Annotated in this window: 17 protein-coding genes and 2 tRNA genes; 6 read left to right on the plus strand and 13 right to left on the minus strand. The window is 63.5% G+C overall.

Translation table 11 applies throughout. The features are described 5' to 3' along the window. Positions 1 to 112 precede the first annotated feature (112 nt). The 3 genes from L610_RS13775 to L610_RS13785 all read left to right on the plus strand — a co-directional run bounded on the left by L610_RS13775 (position 113) and on the right by L610_RS13785 (position 2,568). On the plus strand, positions 113 to 1,360 hold the full coding sequence (locus tag L610_RS13775) for a hypothetical protein (RefSeq protein ID WP_144705764.1): 1,248 nt from the start codon (positions 113 to 115) through the stop codon (positions 1,358 to 1,360). Between the two features lie 455 nt (positions 1,361 to 1,815). Then, complete coding sequence (locus L610_RS13780; RefSeq protein WP_144705766.1) at positions 1,816 to 2,136, plus strand: hypothetical protein; 321 nt, start codon at positions 1,816 to 1,818, stop codon at positions 2,134 to 2,136. A gap of 93 nt (positions 2,137 to 2,229) precedes the next feature. Further along, the gene (locus L610_RS13785) at positions 2,230 to 2,568 is read left to right on the plus strand and encodes a multidrug efflux SMR transporter (RefSeq protein ID WP_144705768.1); all 339 of its coding nucleotides are present in this window, start codon (positions 2,230 to 2,232) and stop codon (positions 2,566 to 2,568) included. A gap of 189 nt (positions 2,569 to 2,757) precedes the next feature. Here L610_RS13785 and L610_RS13790 read toward each other — a convergent pair. Together L610_RS13790 and L610_RS13795 are read right to left on the minus strand one after the other, a co-directional pair. Beyond that, positions 2,758 to 2,833, minus strand: a tRNA-Ala gene (locus L610_RS13790). A 115-nt stretch (positions 2,834 to 2,948) separates the two neighbouring features. Next, positions 2,949 to 3,323 carry a TIGR02300 family protein gene (locus L610_RS13795; protein ID WP_144705770.1) on the minus strand — a complete coding sequence of 125 codons (375 nt, stop codon included), beginning with the start codon at positions 3,321 to 3,323 and terminating at the stop codon, positions 2,949 to 2,951. A gap of 351 nt (positions 3,324 to 3,674) precedes the next feature. Between L610_RS13795 and L610_RS13800 the strand changes: the two genes are divergently transcribed. Then, positions 3,675 to 3,759: transfer RNA gene (locus L610_RS13800), tRNA-Leu, on the plus strand. Between the two features lie 347 nt (positions 3,760 to 4,106). On the opposite strand, the gene msrQ is transcribed toward L610_RS13800, so the two are convergent. The 5 genes from msrQ to L610_RS13820 form a co-directional block, all read right to left on the minus strand. Beyond that, positions 4,107 to 4,766 (minus strand): protein-methionine-sulfoxide reductase heme-binding subunit MsrQ, encoded by a 660-nt coding sequence (msrQ, locus tag L610_RS13805; RefSeq protein WP_144705772.1) that lies wholly within the window; start codon positions 4,764 to 4,766, stop codon positions 4,107 to 4,109. A gap of 2 nt (positions 4,767 to 4,768) precedes the next feature. Beyond that, positions 4,769 to 5,713 (minus strand): protein-methionine-sulfoxide reductase catalytic subunit MsrP, encoded by a 945-nt coding sequence (msrP, locus tag L610_RS13810; protein ID WP_024849561.1) that lies wholly within the window; start codon positions 5,711 to 5,713, stop codon positions 4,769 to 4,771. Between the two features lie 126 nt (positions 5,714 to 5,839). Then, a complete protein-coding gene (locus tag L610_RS13815; RefSeq protein ID WP_024849562.1) occupies positions 5,840 to 6,145 on the minus strand; it encodes a helix-turn-helix transcriptional regulator in 306 nt (101 codons plus the stop codon). A gap of 23 nt (positions 6,146 to 6,168) precedes the next feature. Further along, entirely contained in the window at positions 6,169 to 6,315 is a 147-nt protein-coding gene (locus tag L610_RS20890; protein ID WP_371713056.1) for a hypothetical protein, read from the minus strand. Continuing rightward, the gene (locus tag L610_RS13820; protein ID WP_371713057.1) at positions 6,294 to 7,016 is read right to left on the minus strand and encodes an endonuclease/exonuclease/phosphatase family protein; all 723 of its coding nucleotides are present in this window, start codon (positions 7,014 to 7,016) and stop codon (positions 6,294 to 6,296) included. Before L610_RS13820 ends, L610_RS20890 begins: the two co-directional genes overlap by 22 nt. 229 nt (positions 7,017 to 7,245) lie before the next feature. On the opposite strand from L610_RS13820, the gene L610_RS13825 reads away from it, so the two are divergent. Further along, complete coding sequence (locus L610_RS13825; RefSeq protein ID WP_024849564.1) at positions 7,246 to 7,692, plus strand: TadE/TadG family type IV pilus assembly protein; 447 nt, start codon at positions 7,246 to 7,248, stop codon at positions 7,690 to 7,692. Continuing rightward, entirely contained in the window at positions 7,692 to 9,419 is a 1,728-nt protein-coding gene (locus L610_RS13830; protein ID WP_144705774.1) for a pilus assembly protein TadG-related protein, read from the plus strand. The genes L610_RS13825 and L610_RS13830 overlap by 1 nt, the downstream gene beginning before the upstream one ends. A gap of 1 nt (position 9,420) precedes the next feature. Here L610_RS13830 and glgX read toward each other — a convergent pair whose 3' ends face one another. The 6 genes from glgX to L610_RS13860 are packed head-to-tail and all read right to left on the minus strand — an operon-like array spanning position 9,421 to position 20,234. After that, positions 9,421 to 11,259: a glycogen debranching protein GlgX gene (gene glgX / locus L610_RS13835; RefSeq protein WP_144705776.1), complete on the minus strand. Its 1,839-nt coding sequence runs from the start codon at positions 11,257 to 11,259 to the stop codon at positions 9,421 to 9,423. Beyond that, on the minus strand, positions 11,259 to 12,887 hold the full coding sequence (locus tag L610_RS13840; RefSeq protein WP_144705778.1) for an alpha-D-glucose phosphate-specific phosphoglucomutase: 1,629 nt from the start codon (positions 12,885 to 12,887) through the stop codon (positions 11,259 to 11,261). The genes glgX and L610_RS13840 overlap by 1 nt, the downstream gene beginning before the upstream one ends. Positions 12,888 to 12,890: 3 nt before the next feature. Beyond that, on the minus strand, positions 12,891 to 14,333 hold the full coding sequence (gene glgA / locus L610_RS13845) for a glycogen synthase GlgA (RefSeq protein ID WP_144705780.1): 1,443 nt from the start codon (positions 14,331 to 14,333) through the stop codon (positions 12,891 to 12,893). Positions 14,334 to 14,337: 4 nt separating this feature from the next. Continuing rightward, entirely contained in the window at positions 14,338 to 15,600 is a 1,263-nt protein-coding gene (gene glgC / locus L610_RS13850) for a glucose-1-phosphate adenylyltransferase (protein WP_024849569.1), read from the minus strand. An 18-nt stretch (positions 15,601 to 15,618) separates the two neighbouring features. Further along, positions 15,619 to 17,799, minus strand: coding sequence for a 1,4-alpha-glucan branching protein GlgB (gene glgB / locus L610_RS13855; protein ID WP_144705782.1), 2,181 nt, complete (start codon positions 17,797 to 17,799; stop codon positions 15,619 to 15,621). After that, entirely contained in the window at positions 17,796 to 20,234 is a 2,439-nt protein-coding gene (locus tag L610_RS13860; RefSeq protein WP_371713059.1) for a glycogen/starch/alpha-glucan phosphorylase, read from the minus strand. Before L610_RS13860 ends, glgB begins: the two co-directional genes overlap by 4 nt. Between the last annotated feature and the right edge of the window lie 94 nt (positions 20,235 to 20,328).

Raw genomic sequence — 20,328 nt, forward strand, 5'->3', positions numbered from 1 at the left:
CTGCCTCTCCGCCTTCACCCCGCAGGAATGCCGGCACTACTTCGAGGCGGCGGGATATGACCCGGACTAAATCGAATCTGCTCTAGCGAATGCGCGGGCCGACCTTGAGGCATTGTACGACGAGGCTCGCTCTAATGACGCTCTGGTTGACAACCAGGGGATCACCGAAACGAGCACAGATGCCCAAGTGGAGGCTGCCATCGCTGCTGAGTACACTGATGCCTCCAATGATCTCGAAACGTCAACCGGTCTGTCAAACTTTGAGACTCGGTCCAGCGCCGCGCAAAATGCAGCAATCACCGATACTCGAGATGCGCTCGTTAAGGTCATCAACGACCTTAACAAGGATATCTCCGACGTCCCGGGGCTCGCGGCGGCAATCAAGCGTTATAACGCCGCTGTAAAGGCCGAAGCCGACGCTGATGACGCTCTCGACGATGCAGGCGACCGGGCTGCAGCAGATCTGGCCGCGTTTGACGTTCTGAACGGCGCAGCAGGTTTCACCGCTGATGATGGTGCCGGTGCTGTAGACCTTTCGGCTTCCCCAAGCGACATTGTGAACGTCCTAGAGATAACCGACGGCACCACGACGGTTATCGAGATGAACGCGGCCGGAACGAAATTTGTGCTTTCTACCGGCATCACTGAAGCTTCCTATCCCGGGGTGACCACCCTGCTCAACGCTCTTAACGCTAATCTTCAGGCGTTTAAGGCTTGGGAGCAGGCGGACGCTGATCTTAACGATCCGACGACCGGTGCCGACGCTTACCTGACGACGTTTGATGCAGCTGTCTTTGCTGACACAGAACTTGGCGGCTACGGCACGGCTGATGCCGTTGCCCTCGCAGTTCTGAACGCGCAGGACGACCTTCAAGGCTTCGATAAAGAGGTGGCGCGCTTCCGTGTTGCGGAAGAATTGGCAAACGAACTTGAAAACCTTCACGACGCATTGACCGATGCGGCAGAGGTCTTCGAAGATCTCGGCTACGAGGCTCCCGTCTTTGTTGACGGCGCGGAGGTTGCAACTGCCGACGCGGACGTATTCGTCTTCGATGGCGACTCGGGTTCGATTGCAGGGTTCGACAGCGACGATATCCTTTATTTCTCGAAGGACTACAATTACAAGCTTCTTTCGGGCTCCGACGACCTTAACGGCAACGCTGATTTCGGCGATGTAGCGCAGCTAGACATCTTCGTGAAACAGGTCGGCGCCAATACGGTCATCTATGTCGAGAAAAACTCCTATGATGGGCAGGCCGATGGTCCTTGGAACGGCGAGACCATCACGCTCGTTGGCGTGGATGCCTCGAGCCTGACCTTCGAGAACGGCTATCTCCGCCTCGCAGACGCGGTAGCATAACCGACTTTTCCGACAATTTGTCACTTATGGGGAACCCCAGCATGACGCTGGGGTTCTCTGCGTTTAGCGAAAGAGCTTAGGGGTCGTCGAGGCAGACCGCTTCGCCTTCGGGGCGGGCGCAAACCCGCCAACTCTCCCTTCGGGAAGTTTGCGGGTTGCAGTGGTGGACTGTTACTGGCACCATCGCGTCGTGCAGTCGTCCCGGCCTCTTTTCAGGTAGCAGGCCCGGCGCAGGCTGCATGGCAGCAGCAACGGCCATTTGGAAAACCCGAATCGCGCTCGCGCGGCTGTCCAGTAACGCCTGTACTTTCTGAAAATTTGGGGGGAGCTGGTGAGCGGCAGCTTGCGACGGGTGCGGTTGGCCCTTCGTGAGCGTGAGCAAGGACACTCACCGGCGCCGACAGTTGGACCAGACCGCTCATCTCCTTTCGGGAAAGAGCGCGATTGGAGGCCCCATGTACCCGTACTACGAGCTCGACGCGCTCTCGCAGAATGACATATCCGCCGTCTTCCAGTTCGGCAGGCAGCTGACCGGCCGCCTGATGCGCTGCATCTTCTATTTCACCATCGCCTACATGCTGCTGACCATGAACGCGTACGGGCTCGGCGACAGCCGCTTCGCGCTTTCCTTCATCATCGGCCTCCTGGGCATCGGCGGCGCGAGCGCCCGTGTCGGACTCGGCGCGATCGCGGTCCTTGTCGTGATGGCGCTGCTAACGCCGGAAGTGGTCGAGCTTTTCATGGAAGCGGCAACCGACGTCGAGGCCGCTTCCTGATCCGAATCTCGCCCGCACCAGCGCCGCCCAAACGATTCGGCCAGCGCGCGCGATGATTCGCGTCTGCCTGAGCTCCATGCTCAGATGCGAATCATGCAGCTCAAATCGCACCTGATTCTCCTCGCGGCGATCATCGCCGAGGTCGTCGCCACCACCGCGCTCTCGCGCTCCGACAATTTTAGCCGTCTCGTTCCCAGCCTCATCGCCATTGGCGGCTATGCTGCCGCCTTCTGGCTGCTTTCCTTCCCGCTGCGCACCATGCCGACGGGCGTCGTCTATGCGATCTGGTCGGGCATGGGCATCGTGCTGATCACGGCGGTCGCCTGGGTGCTTTACCGCCAGTCGCTCGACCTCGCCGCGCTGGCCGGCATGGGGCTCATCCTGGCGGGCGTGCTGGTCATCAACCTCTTCTCCCGCTCCCTGCCCCACTGAGGCGCCGGAAGCCCGCCAGCGGCCTTCTGCGGGGCGATACGCGGCTTTCCGCGCCCCTGCCCTCCGCCGCCACGCCCGCGCGGCGCCGCAAGCGCCGTAAAAAGGCGCAGACATGCCAAAGCGCGCCCGGCAAATCGGCCTCAGGCCATTGCCAGCGTTCTAAGAAATTTCTTCGATGTCGAGGAGGTTTGGTGGAGCCAAGCGGGATCGAACCGCTGACCTCCTGCATGCCATGCAGGCGCTCTCCCAGCTGAGCTATGGCCCCCTGTTGCCGTCTTTCCGGCGTGTCGCTCGGTGAGCTGTCGTTCACCTCGTGTGCGGCGGCTTCTAGCGCCGCCGCACACCAAGATCAAGCCTCTTTTCGAGGCCTGTGCAATTTTTTATGCCTCGTCGTCGTCGTCGCCGACGGAGATGATGCCGGTGACGTCGTCTTCGTCTTCCTCGTCGTCGGCCAGGAAGGTGTCGTCGTCGCCGAGGTCGACGTCGTCGTCATCGCCGAGCGCGATGTCGTCTGCGCCCTTGGTCTCGTCATCCGCGTCTTCCAGCGAGACGAGCTCAGGCGCGCCGTCCTCGATGTCCAGCTCCTTGTCCTCGACCTCGTCCTCGAGATCCGGCACGGCCGAATTGCTCTCGAAGTAGGAACGCGGATAGGACTGACCGGTGTACGGGGAGACGATCGGGTCCTTGTTGAGATCGTAGAATTTGCGGCCCGTTTCCGGGCAGATGCGCTTGGCGCCGAGTTCGGGTTTTGCCACTGTGCTGCCTCTTGGTCTGCTTGATGGGGAACCGCGCAGGCTCCGGGACGGCGCCAGGGAAATCGCCCTTGCGCAATGGTCCCTTTTCCTTGGAAAAGTTCGGTCCCCTTAACTGTATCTCCATGCTCTGTCAAAGCCTATATGGGCGCTTTCGGCGGCCTCGCCAACCTGTTTTTGCGCGGGCTCGCACACGCCTTTCGCAGGCCTTCGATGCCCCTTTCCTGTGCGTTGCAGCAAAGAGTTCACAGCGGAGTGAAAAATCCGCGAGAAGGCAGTTGACACCAAAGCGCCGTCCGCTTACATCGGCGCCACACCAGACGCGACGCACTTCTCCGCTTCGCGTTGTCACTGGCCCAGGTGGCGGAATTGGTAGACGCGCACGGTTCAGGTCCGTGTGCCGCGAGGCGTGGAGGTTCGAGTCCTCTCCTGGGCACCATTTCCCAACGAAAAGCCGTGTAATCTTCAAACGTTACCGGGTTTTCGCGCGCCTGCACCCCCAGCCGGAAACAATTGCTTCATCAGCGGACACCAGAGACCGCCGCGCTCGGCGCGCGTCGCTGCTGGGCAGCGAAGTCGCCCCCGCCGGGCTCAGGCAATTGGCGCTCTCGCGCACGCTTCCGAGACACACGCGATCTGCCCCCGGATACAACCTGCGGTAGACATGCGGTTCGTGGCGAATCGGTCTGCCGGCATCTACGCTGGATGGTGTCGGCGCAACATGGATAGCCCCCGCGCCAGTAGCACCGGCAGCCTCGCTCGCGCGGGGCTTTTTTCTTTGCGGCGTCAAGCTGACGCCTTGCCCTTCCCCATCCGTCTCGATGCCACCGGCGCCGCCCCTTGCGCGCGACGTTCCTTCTTCCACCGCATCACGGAGGGCCGCAGCGTGCGGTAGGCCACCAGCAGCACCGCCAGCGCGAAGTAGGTGGCGGGTTCGACGGTAACCACCTTCACCGCCATCGTGTAGTGCAGCGCGCCGCCCAGCACGATCGCGTAGACCAGCTTGTGCAGCCTGTTCCAGCGCGAGCCGAGCTTGCGAATCGACCAGTTGTTGGAGGTCAGTGCCAGCGGCAGCAGCAGCACCAGGCAGGCCATGCCGATGGTGATGAACGGGCGTTTGGCGATGTCCTTGCCGATCTCGGGGAAATTGAGCTGCTGGTCGAGCAGCATGTAGGTCGAAAAGTGCATCAGCACGTACCAGAAGGCGAGCAGCCCCAGCGCACGCCGGTAGCGGACGAGGTTGATGCCGAACAGATCGCGCAGAGGCGTGACCGCCAGCGTTGCCAGCAGGAAGCGCAGCGCCCAGGTGCCCAACAGGTGCTCGAAGATTTTCACCGCGTTGCCGGGCAGCTGGCCCGTCGCGCCCAGCCAAAAATACCAGACGGCCGGAACGAACCCCACAGCGTAGAGGAGCCAGATGCTGGCCGGCTTCCACCAACGGGGCATGGTCAGTAGAACTTCCGCAGATCCATGCCCTCGTAAAGGCTTGCGACCTGTTCGGCGTAACCGTTGAAGGGCAGCGTGTCGCGGCGGGCCGCGCCGAAGAAGCCGCCCTCGCCGATGCGGATTTCGCTCGCCTGGCTCCAGCGCGGATGGTCGACCGCCGGATTCACATTGGCGTAGAAGCCGTATTCGTGCGGCGCCATCTTGTTCCAGGTTGACGGCGGCTCTTCCTCGACCAGCGAAATGCGCACGATCGACTTGATGCCTTTGAAGCCATACTTCCACGGCACGACAAGCCGCACCGGCGCGCCGTTCTGATTGAGCAGCGTGCGGCCGTAGAGGCCGACGGCAAGAATCGCCAGCGGATTGCGCGCCTCGTCGAGCCGCAGGCCCTCAAGGTACGGCCACTTGAGCGCGCCGAACAGGATGCTGCGCTGGCCGGGCATTTCCTCCGGGCGCACCACCGTTTCGAAGGCGACGTATTTGGCGCTCCCCAGCGGCTCGACCCGGTCAAGAATCTTTGACAGCGGGAAGCCGATCCAGGGAATCACCATCGACCAGGCCTCGACGCAGCGCATGCGGTAGACGCGCTCCTCGAGCCCCAGGGCCATCAGGTCGTCGACGTCGAGCGTCGTTGGCTTGGAAACGAGTCCATCTACCTTGATCGTCCACGGCTCCGGCCTGAAGTCCGCCGAGCGGTTAGAGGGATCTTCCTTGCCCGTGCCGAACTCGTAGAAATTGTTGTAGGTGGTGATGTCCGCGAAGGTCGACCAGGCCTCCTCGGTGCCGTAGGGCCCGGGCTTGTAGTCAAGGTTGGCGGCAAGAGCCGGCAGGGGCAGCAGCGATGCGGCGGCAGCGCCCATGGCACCGCCAAGGAATTTGCGGCGGTTGAAGTAGAATTCTTCCGGCGTGATCTCGGACGATGGAATGCGAGGAATCTTATTTGGCATGCCGGCCTCCCCTGCCTGCGCCGCCCGGCGCATCAAATGCAGGCCCGCAGGACAACAAGTTTTCGCCAGCCCGGCAAGAGCCCGGGCGACCACAATTCGGTGTTCGGTCGTGATCGCTGCCGCGATTTAGGGAACGTCGTCCTGTCCGACGATGCCGCCCTCGTTTTCGAGGGTTGCGATTCGCCTCGTCTCGAATGCGGTGAATTTCAGCCGGACGCCGAGGCCACCGAAAGCATCTTCGGGAAGGAACACGACGCCCGCCTCTTCAAGGCATCGCTGAAGCTTCGAGACCACCGCCGGATCCGGCTCATCCAGTCGGCGCTCGAAGCGGGCGATGATCTCAGCATCGACACCGGAAAGATCTGCTAGCGCGTCGCGCGTCAAGTCGGCCAGCGCCCGTGCGGCCAGGCATTGCGAATGCGTGATCGTCATGGCCCCTCCTCCAAGTTTGACGGTCAGGCTGCCTCTCGGTCGTCTCCCTCCGCCTTCAGCGCCTCGGCCAGGCGGATGTTGGCCTTGATCGGCAGGTGGTCCGAGGCAACGCGGGCGAGCGGCGTGTCGTGCAGCTCGACGCCGGCAATCAGGTGGTGCGGCTTCGCCAACACCCGGTCGAGCGCAAGCAGCGGAAAGCCCGATGGAAAGCTCGGCACGGTCGCATGCAGCGGCCCGAAGGCCGGAGCCAGCTTCTGCAGCGGCGGCCGAGCCGCCATTCATTCAGGTCACCCATCAGCAGCGTCGGACGGCCATCGTGGGCCTCGGCCTCCGCAAGCAGCGTCTCCACCTGCTTTGCGCGCGAGCGGCGCAGGAGCCCCAAATGCGCGGCGATGATGCGCAGCGGGCCCGCCTTCAGCGTCACGTCGATGACCAGCGCGCCGCGCGGTTCGACCCCGGGCAGGTCAAGCTGCCGTGTGGCAGTAACCGAGCCTTCGCGAAACAGGATGATGTTGCCGTGCCAGCCGTGGTTCTGGTTCGGCTCCAGCGGCGGAACGGCGATCAGGCCGCATTCGCGCTCCAGCACCTTGAGGTCGAGCAGGCAAATGCGCTCGCCAAAGCGCTGGGTCGCCTCCTGCAGCGCCACGACGTCGGCATCGATTTCGCGCAGCACCGAGACGATGCGCGCCGGGTCGAAGCGCCGGTCGCGGCCCACGCCCTTGTGGATGTTGTAGGAGGCGATCAGCGTGTCGCCGCGCGGTTCACCGCTGTGATGGATGACGTGGGAAGTCGGCCGCCCCCTCGCCTTTGCCAATCCGAATACGCTTTCTTTCCACTTGAGGGTCAGGGCGTTCCGTCTGGCCGAGGTCATGGTGGGGTCGGTTCCTCTTCTTGCTGCGGACAATGTAATCACGCGTTTCCCGCTATTCCATGATGCCATGGCGGAAACATGATTGTGCGACAATTTCTTCCATAACGCGCAGGCAAAGAGGACGTTGCTTGTTCTCAACTGCCCAAGCGGAAGAAAATGCAATCGGGATCAACTGACGGTTGCATGGAGGCAAAACCCTTCCCTCACTGCGTAATGCTCAAATGCGGGCATGGGCAGGGACACGAGACATTATCCTGGAGAAGAAAGGTTCAGCACCGCGACCTCCGGCGCAACGGCGGTCGAATTCGCGATGCTGGCCCCCCTCTATCTCCTTCTTTTCCTGGGCATGACGGCCTACGGCATCTTCTTCGGCGCCAGCCACTCGGTGCAGCAGCTGGCGGCGGACTCGGCGCGGGCAGCGATCGCCGGCCTCGACAGCACGGAACGGCGGCAGCTTGCGGAAGGCTACATCGCCCGCAATGCCAGCGGCTATCTCTTCATCGACCCGGCGAAGCTACAGGTCAGAGTGGGCGACAGTCCGGCAGACCCCAACCAGTTCGATGTTGAGGTCAGCTACGACGCACGCAACCTGCCGATCTGGGGGCTGTTCGACCGGCTCGCCATGCCGGACACCACCATCTCACGGCGCTCCACCATCCGCATCGGAGGCATGTGATGCGGCAGCGTGCGACCTCGCTTTTCGGCCGGTTCCTTCGGTCAACCTCGGGGCAGTTCGCGCTGATGACGGCGATCACTGCCCCGGCAGCCGTCGTGCTTGCAGCAGTCGCCGTCGACAGCGGCTCGCTCTATGTCGAAAAGCGCCGTGCGCAGGCGCTTGCAGACCTCGCAGCCATCGCCGCCGCGTCCAACATCGACAAGGCGCCGCAGCAGGCGCTGGCGATGCTGAGCGACAACGGCGTTTCGGCCACTATTGCCAGTAATACCGGCGACTTCGCCAAGCCGGGCGGCAACGACCGCATCGTTGTAACCACGGGCCGTTACAAGTCGGACAAGTCGCTCGATCCGGCTGACCGCTACACCGCAAACGCGCCCTTGAAGAATGCGGCCAGGGTGACCTACCGCACCATCGGTACGCGCTACTTTGCCGGCTCCATCATCCCGGCGCCGGAGATCATCGTTACCGCCACGGCAGCCTCGACCCCGGCCGCCGCCTTTTCCATCGGCTCGCGTCTGGCGGCGGTCAATGACGGCATCCTCAACGCGTTGCTCAAGGGCCTGACCGGTTCGCAGATCTCGCTGACCGTGATGGACTACAACGCGCTGTTGAACGCCAATGTCAGCCTCCTCGACTTTCTCGACGCGCTGGCTCTTGAGGTAGGTCTCACCGCCGGCAGCTACGAGGAAGTCCTCGATACCCAGGTCACCATCGGGCAGGTCGCCAAGGCGCTAAAGAATTCCGGCGGCAGTGGCGCCCTGCTTGCGCCGCTCGGCAAGCTGGTCAACGCGCTGACCAATGGTTCCGTCCTGCCGATCAAGCTGTCCGACATCATCGACTTCGGCGACGGCCAGCTGGCGCAGGCGGCGCTCCGCCAGATCGGGGTCGACGTGAACGTCATGGAAATACTGATGCTGAGCGCAATCCTTGCCGGCAAGGGCAAGCAGGTCGGGCTTGATCTCGGCGTGCAGACGGGCGGGTTGCTGGACGTCTCGGTGTCGCTCGCCATCGGCGAGCCACCGCAGCGCTCGCCTTGGTTCGCGGTCGGAGAGGCGGGCACACTGGTGCGCACCGCGCAGACGCGGCTGACTGCCACGGTCGACATCGGCATGCCGGGCAGCCTGCTCAGCCTTCTCGGCACCCGCATCCGCTTGCCGCTCTATCTCGAGGTCGCCTTCGCCGAGGCACAGCTGAAGAGCATTACCTGCCCCACCGGCCGGCGAGACAGCCTGAAGGTTCAGGTCGACGCGCGGCCCGGCGTGGTCAACCTGTTCCTCGCCGAGGTCGACAAGTCGAAGCTCGGCAATTTCGGCAGCCCGATGGCGCGTTCGACGGCAAAGCTCGTCCAGGTGCCGCTGGTCAGCATCACCGGCCAGGCACACGCCGAAATGTCGAACATCGCTTACAAGACGCTGACCTTCACCGCTGCCGACATCGACAGCGGCAAGGTCCGCAAGGTCAACACCAAGGACTACGTGACGTCGCTGACGACGTCACTTTTCTCCAGCCTGTCGCTCACGGCGAATGTCGAGCTTGGTCTGCTCAACCTGCCGCTGCTCACGCTGCCCTCGAACACGCTGGCTTTGCTTGGCCAGGCGATCAAGGGCGTGGCGCAGCCGATCGACAACCTCCTCTACACACTGCTTTCGGCGCTTGGCGTCTCACTCGGCGAGGCGGAGATCAAGGTCCACGGCGCAACCTGCGGCCGTGCGGTGCTGGTGCAGTAGTTCAGCAGTCTAACCGGAAGCCACTCGCCTCGTCGGCGATCGACCCGCCGTCGGGCCCGAACCGGATCAGCAACGGTCCGAGCCTCATCGCGAGGCTGCGATTGTGCCAGTCTTCCCAATTGTCGACCGTCATCGGCTGCCCGTTCTCATCTAGCCAGGTCACGTCCGCGTCTGTGAGAAACGCTGTCTGCCGCAGCACCGGATAGCGCTCGCGCATCTCCGCCAGCTGCGCGACGAACACCTCAAGTTCCCGGTCACGGTTCTCCCAGTCGAGCCAGGTGATTTCATTGTCCTGCGCGTAGGCGTTATTATTGCCGCGCTGGCTGCGGCCGAACTCGTCGCCGGCGGTAAGCATGATCGTGCCTCGCGAGACAAACAGCGTCGCAAGCAGCCGTCGCAGCGAGCGCGCGCGTGCCGCAAGCACCTCCGGCTGGTCCGTCGGCCCTTCGACGCCGTGGTTCCACGACAGATTGTCGTTGTGGCCGTCGCGATTGTCCTCGCCATTCGCCTCGTTGTGCTTGCGCTCGTAAGCGACGAGGTCGGCGAGCGTCATGCCGTCATGCGCGGCAAGGAAGTTGACGGTGCGCGTCCCCTCACCCGCAAACACATCCGACGAGCCCGCCAGCCGCGTCGCCAGCGCCGGTACCGTGCCATGGTCGCCGCGCCAGAACCGGCGGACGTCGTCGCGATAGCGGTCGTTCCACTCGAGGAATTTTGGCGGGAAGCGCCCGAGCTGGTATCCGCCCGGGCCAATGTCCCATGGTTCGGCGATCAGCACCCGGCTGCCGATCTCGGGATCAGCAATCATTGCCTTGAGCATCGGCGCGTTCGGGTCAAAGCTGAACCGCGTGCGCCCCAGTACCGGCGCAAGATCGAAGCGAAAGCCGTCGACGCCCGCATAGCGAATGAAGGCCCGCAGCGAATCCAGTACCAGCTGCTGCGTCGCCGGATGCTCGCAGTCGAGCGTATTGCCGGTGCCGGTGTCGTTGATAAGCGTGCCATCATCCGCGTGGCGGAAATAGGCGCGCGCATCGAGCCCGCGCAGCGACAGCGTCGTACCCTTCTCGTCACTTTCGGCGGTATGGTTGAAGACGACGTCGACGATGACACCGATGCCGTTCTCATGCAGCGCCCGCACCGTCTGCCGAAGCTCTCCCCATCCACCCGGCGCCAGTCGCGGGTCGAGTGCCATGAAGGTTACCGGGTTGTAACCCCAGGCGTTGCTGAGCCCGAGCGGCGGCAGGTGCCGCTCATCCATCCATGCCGTCACCGGCATCAGTTCCACCGCGCTCACGCGCAGCTTTCGCAGATGCTCGATGATAGCGGGATGCGCCAGCGCGGCGATGGTGCCGCGCTGTTGTTCCGGAATGTCGGGATGAAGTTTCGTGAAGCCCCGGACGTTGATTTCGTAGATCAGGCCGCCGGGGGAAAACCGTGGCGGCTCGAGCGGCACGCGCTCCGGAGCCGTCACTACCGCCTTAGGCAGCAACGGTGCGGTATCGATGCCCTCCGCGCGCGCCACGCCGAGCCGGGGGTCGTAGTGGAACCGCCCGTCGACCTCGAGAGCGTAGGGATCGATCAGCAGCTTTTGCGGATCGAACCAGAGTCCGGCCTTCGGATCGTAAGGACCATCGGCGCGATAGCCGTAGCGCTGCCCTGGGCCGATGTCCGGTACGAAAGCGGTGAACACATCACCCTGCCGTGCCATCTCGACACGGTCGGTCTCGGCCCCGCCGCCATCGAACAGCGAGACCCACATCCGCGCGGCGTGGTGCGACCAGACGGAGAAGCGAACTCCTCCGTCCTCGATCGGGGCGCCGAGCGGCGTGGCCGGCTGCATCAGGTGATGACGGTCGGGCCGGTGCGCCCGGTATGCCGGCGGATGCCTGCAATCTTGTCGGCCGCTGCGATCAGGTCGGCCAGCGCTTCCTGCGTCTCGATGCCATGCTTGCCCGGATCTGGCTCAAACCGCTCGATATAGACGCGGATCGTGGCGCCCGAAGTGCCGGTGCCCGACAGGCGGAAGACGATGCGCGAGCCGCCGGCAAAGCCGATGCGGATGCCCTGGTTCGAGCTCACCGAGCCGTCGACCGGATCGTGGTAGGAGAAGTCGTCCGCCGTCTCGATGGTCAGGTGCCCGACCGTCGTGCCAGGCAGCTCCGGCAGCTTGGCGCGCAGGTCGTCCATCAGCGCGTTCGCGTCCTTGGTATCAACTGCCTCGTAATCGTGACGGGAATAGTAATTGCGGCCGTAGGTCGCCCAGTGCTTGGCGACGATGTCGCGCACGCTCTCTCCACGCACGGCGAGGATGTTGAGCCACAGCAAAACCGCCCAGAGCCCGTCCTTCTCGCGCACGTGGTCCGAACCCGTTCCCGCGCTCTCCTCGCCGCAGATCGTCGCCAACCCCGCGTCGAGCAGGTTGCCGAAGAACTTCCAGCCCGTCGGCGTCTCGTAGATGCCGATGCCCAGCTTTTCTGCCACGCGGTCGGCAGCCGCGCTGGTCGGCATCGAGCGCGCAATGCCCTTGATGCCCCCTGCATAGCCCGGCGCCAGATGCGCGTTCGCCGCCAGCACCGCCAGCGAATCGGACGGGGTCACGAAGATTCCCTTGCCGATAATGAGGTTGCGGTCGCCGTCGCCATCGGACGCAGCACCAAAGTCTGGCGCGTTCGGCGACATCATCAGCTCGTAAAGGTCGCGCGCGTGGACGAGATTCGGGTCCGGATGATGCCCGCCGAAATCCTCGAGCGGCTGCGCGTTGCGCGCCGTTCCCGCCTCCGCACCCAGCCGCTTTTCGAGGATCTCGACCGCGTAGGGGCCCGTGACCGCGTGCATCGCATCGTAGACCATCCGGAAGCCGCCCGCGAACATCTTGCGGATCGTGTCGAAGTCGAACAGCGTCTCCATCAGCTCGGCATAGTCAGTGACCGGATCGATCACCTCGACCGTCATTTCATCGAGCGTGGCGGTGCCGATCGTGTCGATGTCGACGTCGGGAGCGTCGACGATCGCGTAGCGGTCAATCTCGCGGCTGCGCGCATAGATCGCCTCGGTCACCTTTTCAGGTGCCGGGCCGCCATTGCCGACATTGTACTTGATGCCGAAGTCCTCGTTCGGCCCGCCGGGGTTGTGGCTCGCCGACAGGATGATGCCGCCGAATGCGCGGTTCTTGCGGATGAGATTGGAAGCCGCCGGCGTCGACAGGATGCCGCCCTTGCCGACCAGCACGCGCCCGAAACCGTTCGCCGCCGCCATCTTGATCGCGGTCTGGATCGTCTCGCGGTTGAAGTAGCGGCCGTCGCCGCCGATCACCAGCGTCTCGCCGCAATAGCCCGCCACCGAGTCGAAGATCGACTGGATGAAATTCTCGACATAGTTCTTCTGCTGGAAGACCGGCACTTTCTTGCGAAGGCCGGAGGTCCCTGGCTTCTGGTCTGTGTAAGGTGTTGTTTCTATTATCTTGATCATCCCTTACTCCTTCGATGCCAAAGCGCGGAAGAGCTCGGCGTATTCCGCCGCGCTTGCATCCCATGAAACGTCGGTCTTCATCGCCTGCCGCTGCAGGGCAGACCATGCCTTCCTCTTGCGAAAAACCGTCATCAGCCGGTGTAGCCCTTCGACCATGGCGTCGCCGGAGCCCGGCGCAAACTGGAAACCGGTCGCGACTCCCGCAGCCAGCGCCGCGTGGTTGGCGTCGATTATGGTGTCAGCAAGGCCGCCGGTGCGCGCCACAGCCGGAATGCACCCATATCTGAGGCCGTAGAGCTGCGTCAGCCCGCATGGTTCGAAGCGCGACGGAATCAGGATCGCATCGGCGCCGCCCTGCAGCAGATGCGCCAGCGCCTCGTCATAGCCGGTCACCACACCGACGCGCCCTGCATGACGTGACGCAGCTGCAATGAACGCGCCTTCCAGCGCGGCATCTCCGGAACCGAGGATCGCCAGCTTCGCGCCAAGGCCCACGATGCGCCCGACCTCGGCGGCAAGAATGTCCATGCCCTTCTGCCAGGTCAGGCGTGAGATCACGCAGATGATCGGCGAGGCATCGTCCTCGAGTTGAAAACGCTCGCGGATCGCCCGCCGGTTTGCAGCCCGCCGCGCAAGGGTCTTGGCGGAATAGCTGGCCACGAGATGCGGGTCCGTCTCCGGGTCCCACTCCTTCGTATCGATGCCGTTGAGGATACCGTAGAGGTCGCCCCCGCGCCCGTTGATCAGCCCCTCCAGCCCCATGCCGAACTCCGGCGTGCGGATTTCCTGCACGTAGGTGGGGCTTACGGAGGTAATCGCGCTCGCCGCCTGAAGGCCGGCTTTCAGGTAGCCGACACCGCCGAAATACTCGACGCCGTCGATGCTCATCGCCTGCGCCGGCAGGCCGAGCTGCGAAAAGATCGAGGCGGGATAGCGGCCCTGGAAGGCAAGGTTGTGCACCGTCATCACCGACGGCGGAGCGGAGCGCTGGTCGTAGCGCAGGTAGGCCGGCGTCATCGCCGCCTGCCAGTCATGGGCCTGGACGAGGTCTGCCTTCCAGTCGCCCGCTGCACCGAGCGCCACATCCGCCGCCGCGCGCGAGAAGGCTGCGAAGCGGCGCCAGTTGTCGGCCCAGTCATTGCCCGTGCCATCGCCATAGGCGCCGCCGGGCCGATCGAACAGGTGCGGCGCATCGAACAAGAGCAGGTCATGTCCCTCCAGCTGCGCCGCGATGATGCTCGCCTGCCCGCCGAACAGATTGTCGTAGCGATGGACGACGCTCGCGTCGGCGGGAAGTCTGCGCTTCACCGCCGGATAGCACGGCAGCATGGTGCGGACGGCGATGCCGTGCGACCCCAGCGCGCGTGGCAACGCGCCCGAAACGTCTGCCAGTCCCCCCGTCTTGATGAAGGGGAACATTTCGGACGCAACCGAAAGAACCTGCATCTGGTCAGTTACCCAGCCTGTCGATCATCGCCTGTGTGATGAGGCGAACCCCGCCTTCTGATACGCGAAACCGCTTCCTGTCCAGTTCCTCGTCAAATCCGACCGAAAGTCCTTCCGGAACGCGCACGCCGCGGTCGAGCACGACCTTCCGGAGCGTCGCATTGCGGCCGATGATGCAGCCTGGGAGCACCACCGCGTCCTCCAGCGACGAGAACGAGTTCACGCGCACGCCGGTGAACAGCAGGCTGCGCTTCAGCGCGGCGCCCGAGACGATGCAATCGCCGGCGATCAGCGACGACACGGCCGTGCCGCGGCGCCCGTCCTCGTCATGGACGAACTTTGCTGGCGGCTTCACCTCGGCGTAGGACCAGATCGGCCAGTCACGGTCGTAGATGTCGAGCTCGGGCGTCACATCCGTGAGGTCGATGTTCGCTGCCCAATAGGCGTCGATGGTGCCGACGTCCCGCCAGTAGGCCTCCGCCTCGAGGCTTGAGCGCACGCAGGAATGCGTGAAGCGATGTGCCACCGCCTTACCGTTCTTGACGATGTAGGGAATGATGTCCTTGCCGAAGTCGCGGCTTGAATGCGGGTCGTGTGCATCGCGGCGCAGCTGGTCCATCAGGAATGATGTACGGAACACGTAGATGCCCATAGACGCCAGCGCAATGTCCGGATTGTCCGGCATGCCGGGCGGATCAGCCGGCTTTTCCACGAACTGGAGGATGCGGCCTTCCTCATCAACATGCATCACGCCGAAGCCGGTCGCGTCCATGCGCGGCACCTCGAGGCAGCCAATGGTGACGTCCGCGTTCGAGTCGACGTGCTGGCGCAGCATCAGCTCGTAGTCCATCTTGTAGATGTGGTCGCCGGCGAGGATGACCATGTATTCGGGGCCGTAGCCCTCGATGATGTCGATGTTCTGGTAGACGGCATCCGCCGTCCCTTCGTACCACTGCGTCTCCGAGACGCGCTGGCTGGCTGGCAGGATGTCGAAGCTCTCGTTTCGCTCGACCCGAAAGAAGTTCCAGCCGCGCTGGAGGTGACGTATCAGCGAATGCGCCTTGTACTGGGTGGCGACGCCGATGCGGCGAATGCCCGAGTTCAGGGCGTTGGAGAGGGCAAAGTCGATGATGCGCGTCTTGCCGCCGAAATAGACCGCGGGCTTGGCTCGCGTGTCCGTCAGTTCGTGGAGCCGGCTCCCGCGCCCGCCCGCAAGCACGTATGCCATGGCGTCGCGCGCCAGTGGCTGAGGCCTCTTCTCCATCAGTGTTCCTCCCTCAGGCAGTCAGCCCGTGTATTCCAGTATAAGCGTCGCGAGCGGCGGCAGTGAGATTTCCGCCTTCCCTCCGGTTGCCACGACCTTCCCACCATTTCCTTTGCCACTGCCCCCATAGATTTCTGCATCTGTATTGATGGCTTCGCGCCATGTCCCGTCTCGGGGCATGGGCACGACGTAACCGTCGCGCGGTACCGGCGTGAAATTGCTGATGACGACGACGCTGGGCGCGTCCGGTGCCTTGCGTTCCCAGGCAAACACCGAATGCTGGTCATCGTCTGCGATCAGCCACTCAAATCCCTCCCCTTCGCAGTCGCGCGCATGCAAGGCCGGAAGTTCGCGATACACTCGGTTGAGATCCTGTATGAGGCGCCGAATTCCGTCGTGCGCCGGATTTTCGAGCAGGTGCCAGTCGAGCCCGCGTTCCTCGCTCCACTCGCGAAGCTGGGCGAACTCCTGGCCCATGAACAACAGCTTCTTTCCGGGGTAGCCCCACATGAAAGCGTAGTAGGTGCGCAGGTTGGCAAACCGCTGCCACTCGTCGCCGGACATCTTGTTGATCAGCGACCGCTTGCCGTGCACCACCTCGTCATGGCTGAGCGGCAGCACGAAGTTCTCTGAAAATGCGTAGAGCAGGCCGAAGGTGATGTCGCGGTGGTGGAACTTCCGGTGGACGGCCTCGTGGCTCATGTAACGCAGAGTGTCGTTCATGAACCCCATGTTCCACTTGAAGCCGAAGCCGAGCCCGCCTTCGTGAACGGGATGCGAAACCTTGGGCCACGACGTGGATTCCTCGGCGATCGTCATGATGCCGGGATGGGCGCGGTAGACCTCGGAATTCATCTTGCGCAGGAACGCCACCGCGTCGAGGTTCTCGCGCCCGCCCTGCTCGTTGGGGATCCACTCGCCTGCCTTGCGCGAGTAGTCGAGGTAGAGCATCGAGGCCACCGCATCGACCCGCAATCCGTCGACGTGGTACTTCTCCGCCCAATAGAGGGCGTTGTTGACGAGGTAGGCCAGCACTTCCTTGCGGCCGAAATTGTAGATCGCCGTGTGCCAGTCGGGGTGGAAGCCCTTTCGCGGATCGGCATGCTCATAGAGCGCGGTGCCGTCGAACATCGCCAGCCCATGCGCATCCATCGGAAAGTGCGCCGGCACCCAGTCGATGATGACGCCGAGCCCGGCCCGATGTGCGCCATCGACAAACCTTGCAAAGGCTTCCGGTTCGCCAAAGCGCGCCGACGGCGCAAACAGGCCCGTCGTCTGGTAGCCCCATGAAGGGTCGTAAGGATGCTCGCTGATCGGCAGGAACTCGATGTGGGTGAACCCCATGCTGACCGCATACGGGATAAGCTGGTCCGCCAGCTCATCCCACGTCAGGAAGGAGCCATCTTCAGGCTTTCGCCAGGACCCCGCATGTACCTCGTAGATCGAGATCGGCTGGCGGCGCGGATCGGCGGATTGCCAGAACTCACGATGCGCCTGGTCGCCCCAGTCATGGCTAGGCGGTGCATCGACGATTGACCCGGTTGCCGGACGCAGTTCGGCGCGGAAAGCGAATGGATCGGCCTTGAGCGGCAGCACCTCGCCGCCGGCGCCGAGGATCTCGTATTTGTATATGCAACCGACCGAGACGTCGGGAATGAAAATCTCCCAAATGCCCGTGTCGATGCGCTTGCGCATCGGGTGGCGGCGGCCATCCCAGTCATTGAAGTTACCGACAACAGAGACCCGTTTCGCATTGGGGGCCCAGACGGCAAAATGGACGCCGTCGGCGCCCTCGTGGTGCATGGGGTGCGCGCCCAGCTTGTCGAACAGCCGGAGATGCGAGCCTTCGCCGATGTAGTAGTCGTCCATCGGCCCGAGAACCGGACCGAATGAGTAGGGATCAGTGATCCACCACTCGCCGCCCGCATTGCGCGCACGGTAGCGCAGAACCTGGCGCTTGCTGATCGTCAGCGGGCCCTCAAAAAAGCCGGTCTCGTGGCGGCACTCAAGGTCACCGCATTCCTTGCCGTCCAGCGTATAGGCAGTGACTTCCTCGGCATGCGGAATGAAGCAGCGGGCAACCAGCTTCCTGCCAACCGTCTGTGGTCCCAGCAATGCAAACGGGTCGTCGTGCGTCCCGGCCAGGATGGCCTCGACTTCTGCCTGGGACGCCTTGAACGACTGTCTGCCCGTTGGGTTCATGCTGGTACGCGCCAGATCTCGCTTGCATACTGCCGGATGGTTCGGTCTGAGGAGAACCAGCCCACCCGCGCAGTGTTGTGAATTGCCATCGACTGCCAACGCGCAGGGGTACGCCAAAGTTCATCGACTTGACGCTGTGCAGCAGAATAAGAATCGAAGTCGGCGGCCAGCATGAAGGTGTCGTAGTTGTAGAGACCGGCGATCAGGTCGCGGTAGCGGTGCGGATCGTCCGGCGAAAACACGCCGGTGGCGATCGCCTCCAACGCCTGCTTGAGTTCCGACGACGCCTCGATGACCTCGCGCGGGTTGTAGCCGTGCGTCTTGCGATGCGCGACTTCCTGCGCGGTCAGGCCGAAGATGACGATGTTTTCTTCGCCGACGCACTCGCGGATTTCGACGTTCGCGCCGTCGAGCGTGCCGATCGTCAGCGCACCGTTGAGCGCGAACTTCATGTTGCCGGTGCCGGACGCCTCGAGGCCCGCGGTCGAAATCTGCTCCGACAGGTCGGCCGCCGGGATCATCACCTCCGCCGTCGAAACGTTGTAGTTCGGCACGAACACGACCTTCAGCAGCCCGCGCACCGATGGATCGCTGTTGATCACGCGGGCAACGTCGTTCGCGAGCTTAATGATGAGCTTGGCGTTGTGATAGCTCGGCGCCGCCTTGCCGCCGAAGAATTTTACGCGCGGCATCCAGTCCCGCTCGGGATGCGAGCGGATCTGGTCATAGAGCGACACCGCCTCCACGATGTTGAGGAGCTGGCGCTTGTATTCGTGGATGCGCTTGATCTGCACGTCGAACATGGCTGATGGGTCGATCTTCAAGCCCATCCGCTCGCCGATCACCTTGACCAGCTGCTCCTTGTTCGCGCGCTTCACTGCAGCGAATTTTTCCTGGAAGACGCTGTCGTCGGCAAAGCGGTCGAGTTCCTCCAACGCGTCGATGTCGTCGAGGAAGCGGTCGCCGATCGCCTCGCGGATCAGCCCCGTCAGGCGGGGGTTGCACTGGAACAGCCAGCGCCGCGGCGTGATGCCGTTGGTCTTGTTGTTGATCCGGTGCGGATAGAGCTTGTGCAGGTCGGCGAACACCGTCTCCTTCATCAGGTCGGTGTGCAGGGCGGACACGCCATTGATCGAGAAGGCGCCGACAAAGGCGAGATTGCCCATGCGCACGCGCCGCTCGCCGCCCTCATGGATGAGCGAAATCGCGCGGATCTGATCGTCGTTGAAGCGACCCGACGAGCGCACTTCCAGCAGCACCTCTGCGTTGATCGCGTAGATGATCTGCATGTGGCGCGGCAAAAGCCGCTCGAACAGCGGCACAGGCCAGCTTTCCAGCGCTTCCGGCAGCAAGGTGTGGTTGGTGTAGGCAAAGGTCTTCTTGGTGATGGCCCACGCCTTGTCGAAGTCGAAGCCGTGGACGTCCATCAAAAGCCGCATCAGCTCGGCCACTGCGATCGCCGGATGCGTATCGTTGAGGTGGATCGCCGCCTTGTCCGGTAGCGAGGTGAGGTCCGGATATTTCGACAGGTGCCGGCGGACGATGTCCTGAATGGAGGCAGCCGAGAAGAAATATTCCTGGCGCAGGCGCAGCTCCTGGCCTGCCGGGTGGCTGTCCGCTGGATAGAGAACGCGGGTCAGCGCCTCGGCCTTGTTGCTCTCGCGCAGCGCGCCGATATGGTCGCCCGCGTTGAAGGCATCGAGCAGGATCGGGTCGACCGGCATCGCCGTCCACAGTCGCAGCGTGTTCACGCGCTTGCCGCGCCAGCCGGCGATCGGCGTATCAAACGGAACGGCGAGGAAGCGTTCCGTCGGCTTCCAGACGTGCCGCTCCAGCCGGCCGTCGGGCGCGGTCACTGAGGTGACGCTGCCACCGAAGCCGATCTCATAGGCACCCTCGCGCCGCTCGAACTCCCACGGGTTGCCGTGGTCGAGCCAGGTTTCCGGCAGTTCAACCTGATAACCGTCGTGGATCTCTTGGCGAAACAGGCCGTGGACATAGCGGATACCGTAGCCGTGCGCCGGAATGTCGAGGCTCGCCATCGATTCCATGAAGCAGGCGGCAAGACGCCCGAGGCCGCCATTGCCGAGCGCGGCGTCCGGCTCCAGCGCTGAGATCAGATCGATGTCGACGTCGTGATAGGCCAGAGCCTCGCGCATGTCCTCCATCACGCCGAGGTTCGAGAAGGCGTCGCGCATGAGGCGGCCGATCAGGAACTCCATGGACAGGTAGTAGACACGCTTGTTGCCCTGGTCGTACGCCCGCCTTGTCGACTCGATCCAGCGGTCGACGAGGCGGTCACGCACCACCTTGATCGCGGCGGAAAGCCAGTCATAGCGGGTCGCTACCGATGGCTCCTTGCCCACCCGGTACTTGAGACACTTGATCAGTTCGTCGGCCAGCTGGCGGACGCCATCCTGACGGGGGGCAGCCACGGCTGCGGGAGAAGAAGTCTTGTCCAACGCTCATGTCCTCTGAGCAACGCGACCGAATTTTCGGTGCGAGTATTTGTTCCGACTTCCTCCCTCT

Source organism: Aminobacter sp. J44, assembly GCF_007829415.1.
Lineage (GTDB): Bacteria > Pseudomonadota > Alphaproteobacteria > Rhizobiales > Rhizobiaceae > Aerobium.

Coding starts and splice junctions, on each gene's coding strand:
- L610_RS13780 (WP_144705766.1), top strand. CDS start 1,816: ATGTACCCGTACTACGAGCTCGACGCGCTCTCGCAGAATGACATATCC.
- L610_RS13785 (WP_144705768.1), top strand. CDS start 2,230: ATGCAGCTCAAATCGCACCTGATTCTCCTCGCGGCGATCATCGCCGAG.
- msrQ (WP_144705772.1), bottom strand. CDS start 4,766: ATGCCCCGTTGGTGGAAGCCGGCCAGCATCTGGCTCCTCTACGCTGTG.
- msrP (WP_024849561.1), bottom strand. CDS start 5,713: ATGCCAAATAAGATTCCTCGCATTCCATCGTCCGAGATCACGCCGGAA.
- L610_RS13815 (WP_024849562.1), bottom strand. CDS start 6,145: ATGACGATCACGCATTCGCAATGCCTGGCCGCACGGGCGCTGGCCGAC.
- L610_RS13820 (WP_371713057.1), bottom strand. CDS start 7,016: ATGACCTCGGCCAGACGGAACGCCCTGACCCTCAAGTGGAAAGAAAGC.
- L610_RS13825 (WP_024849564.1), top strand. CDS start 7,246: ATGGGCAGGGACACGAGACATTATCCTGGAGAAGAAAGGTTCAGCACC.
- L610_RS13830 (WP_144705774.1), top strand. CDS start 7,692: ATGCGGCAGCGTGCGACCTCGCTTTTCGGCCGGTTCCTTCGGTCAACC.
- glgX (WP_144705776.1), bottom strand. CDS start 11,259: ATGCAGCCGGCCACGCCGCTCGGCGCCCCGATCGAGGACGGAGGAGTT.
- L610_RS13840 (WP_144705778.1), bottom strand. CDS start 12,887: ATGATCAAGATAATAGAAACAACACCTTACACAGACCAGAAGCCAGGG.
- glgA (WP_144705780.1), bottom strand. CDS start 14,333: ATGCAGGTTCTTTCGGTTGCGTCCGAAATGTTCCCCTTCATCAAGACG.
- glgB (WP_144705782.1), bottom strand. CDS start 17,799: ATGAACCCAACGGGCAGACAGTCGTTCAAGGCGTCCCAGGCAGAAGTC.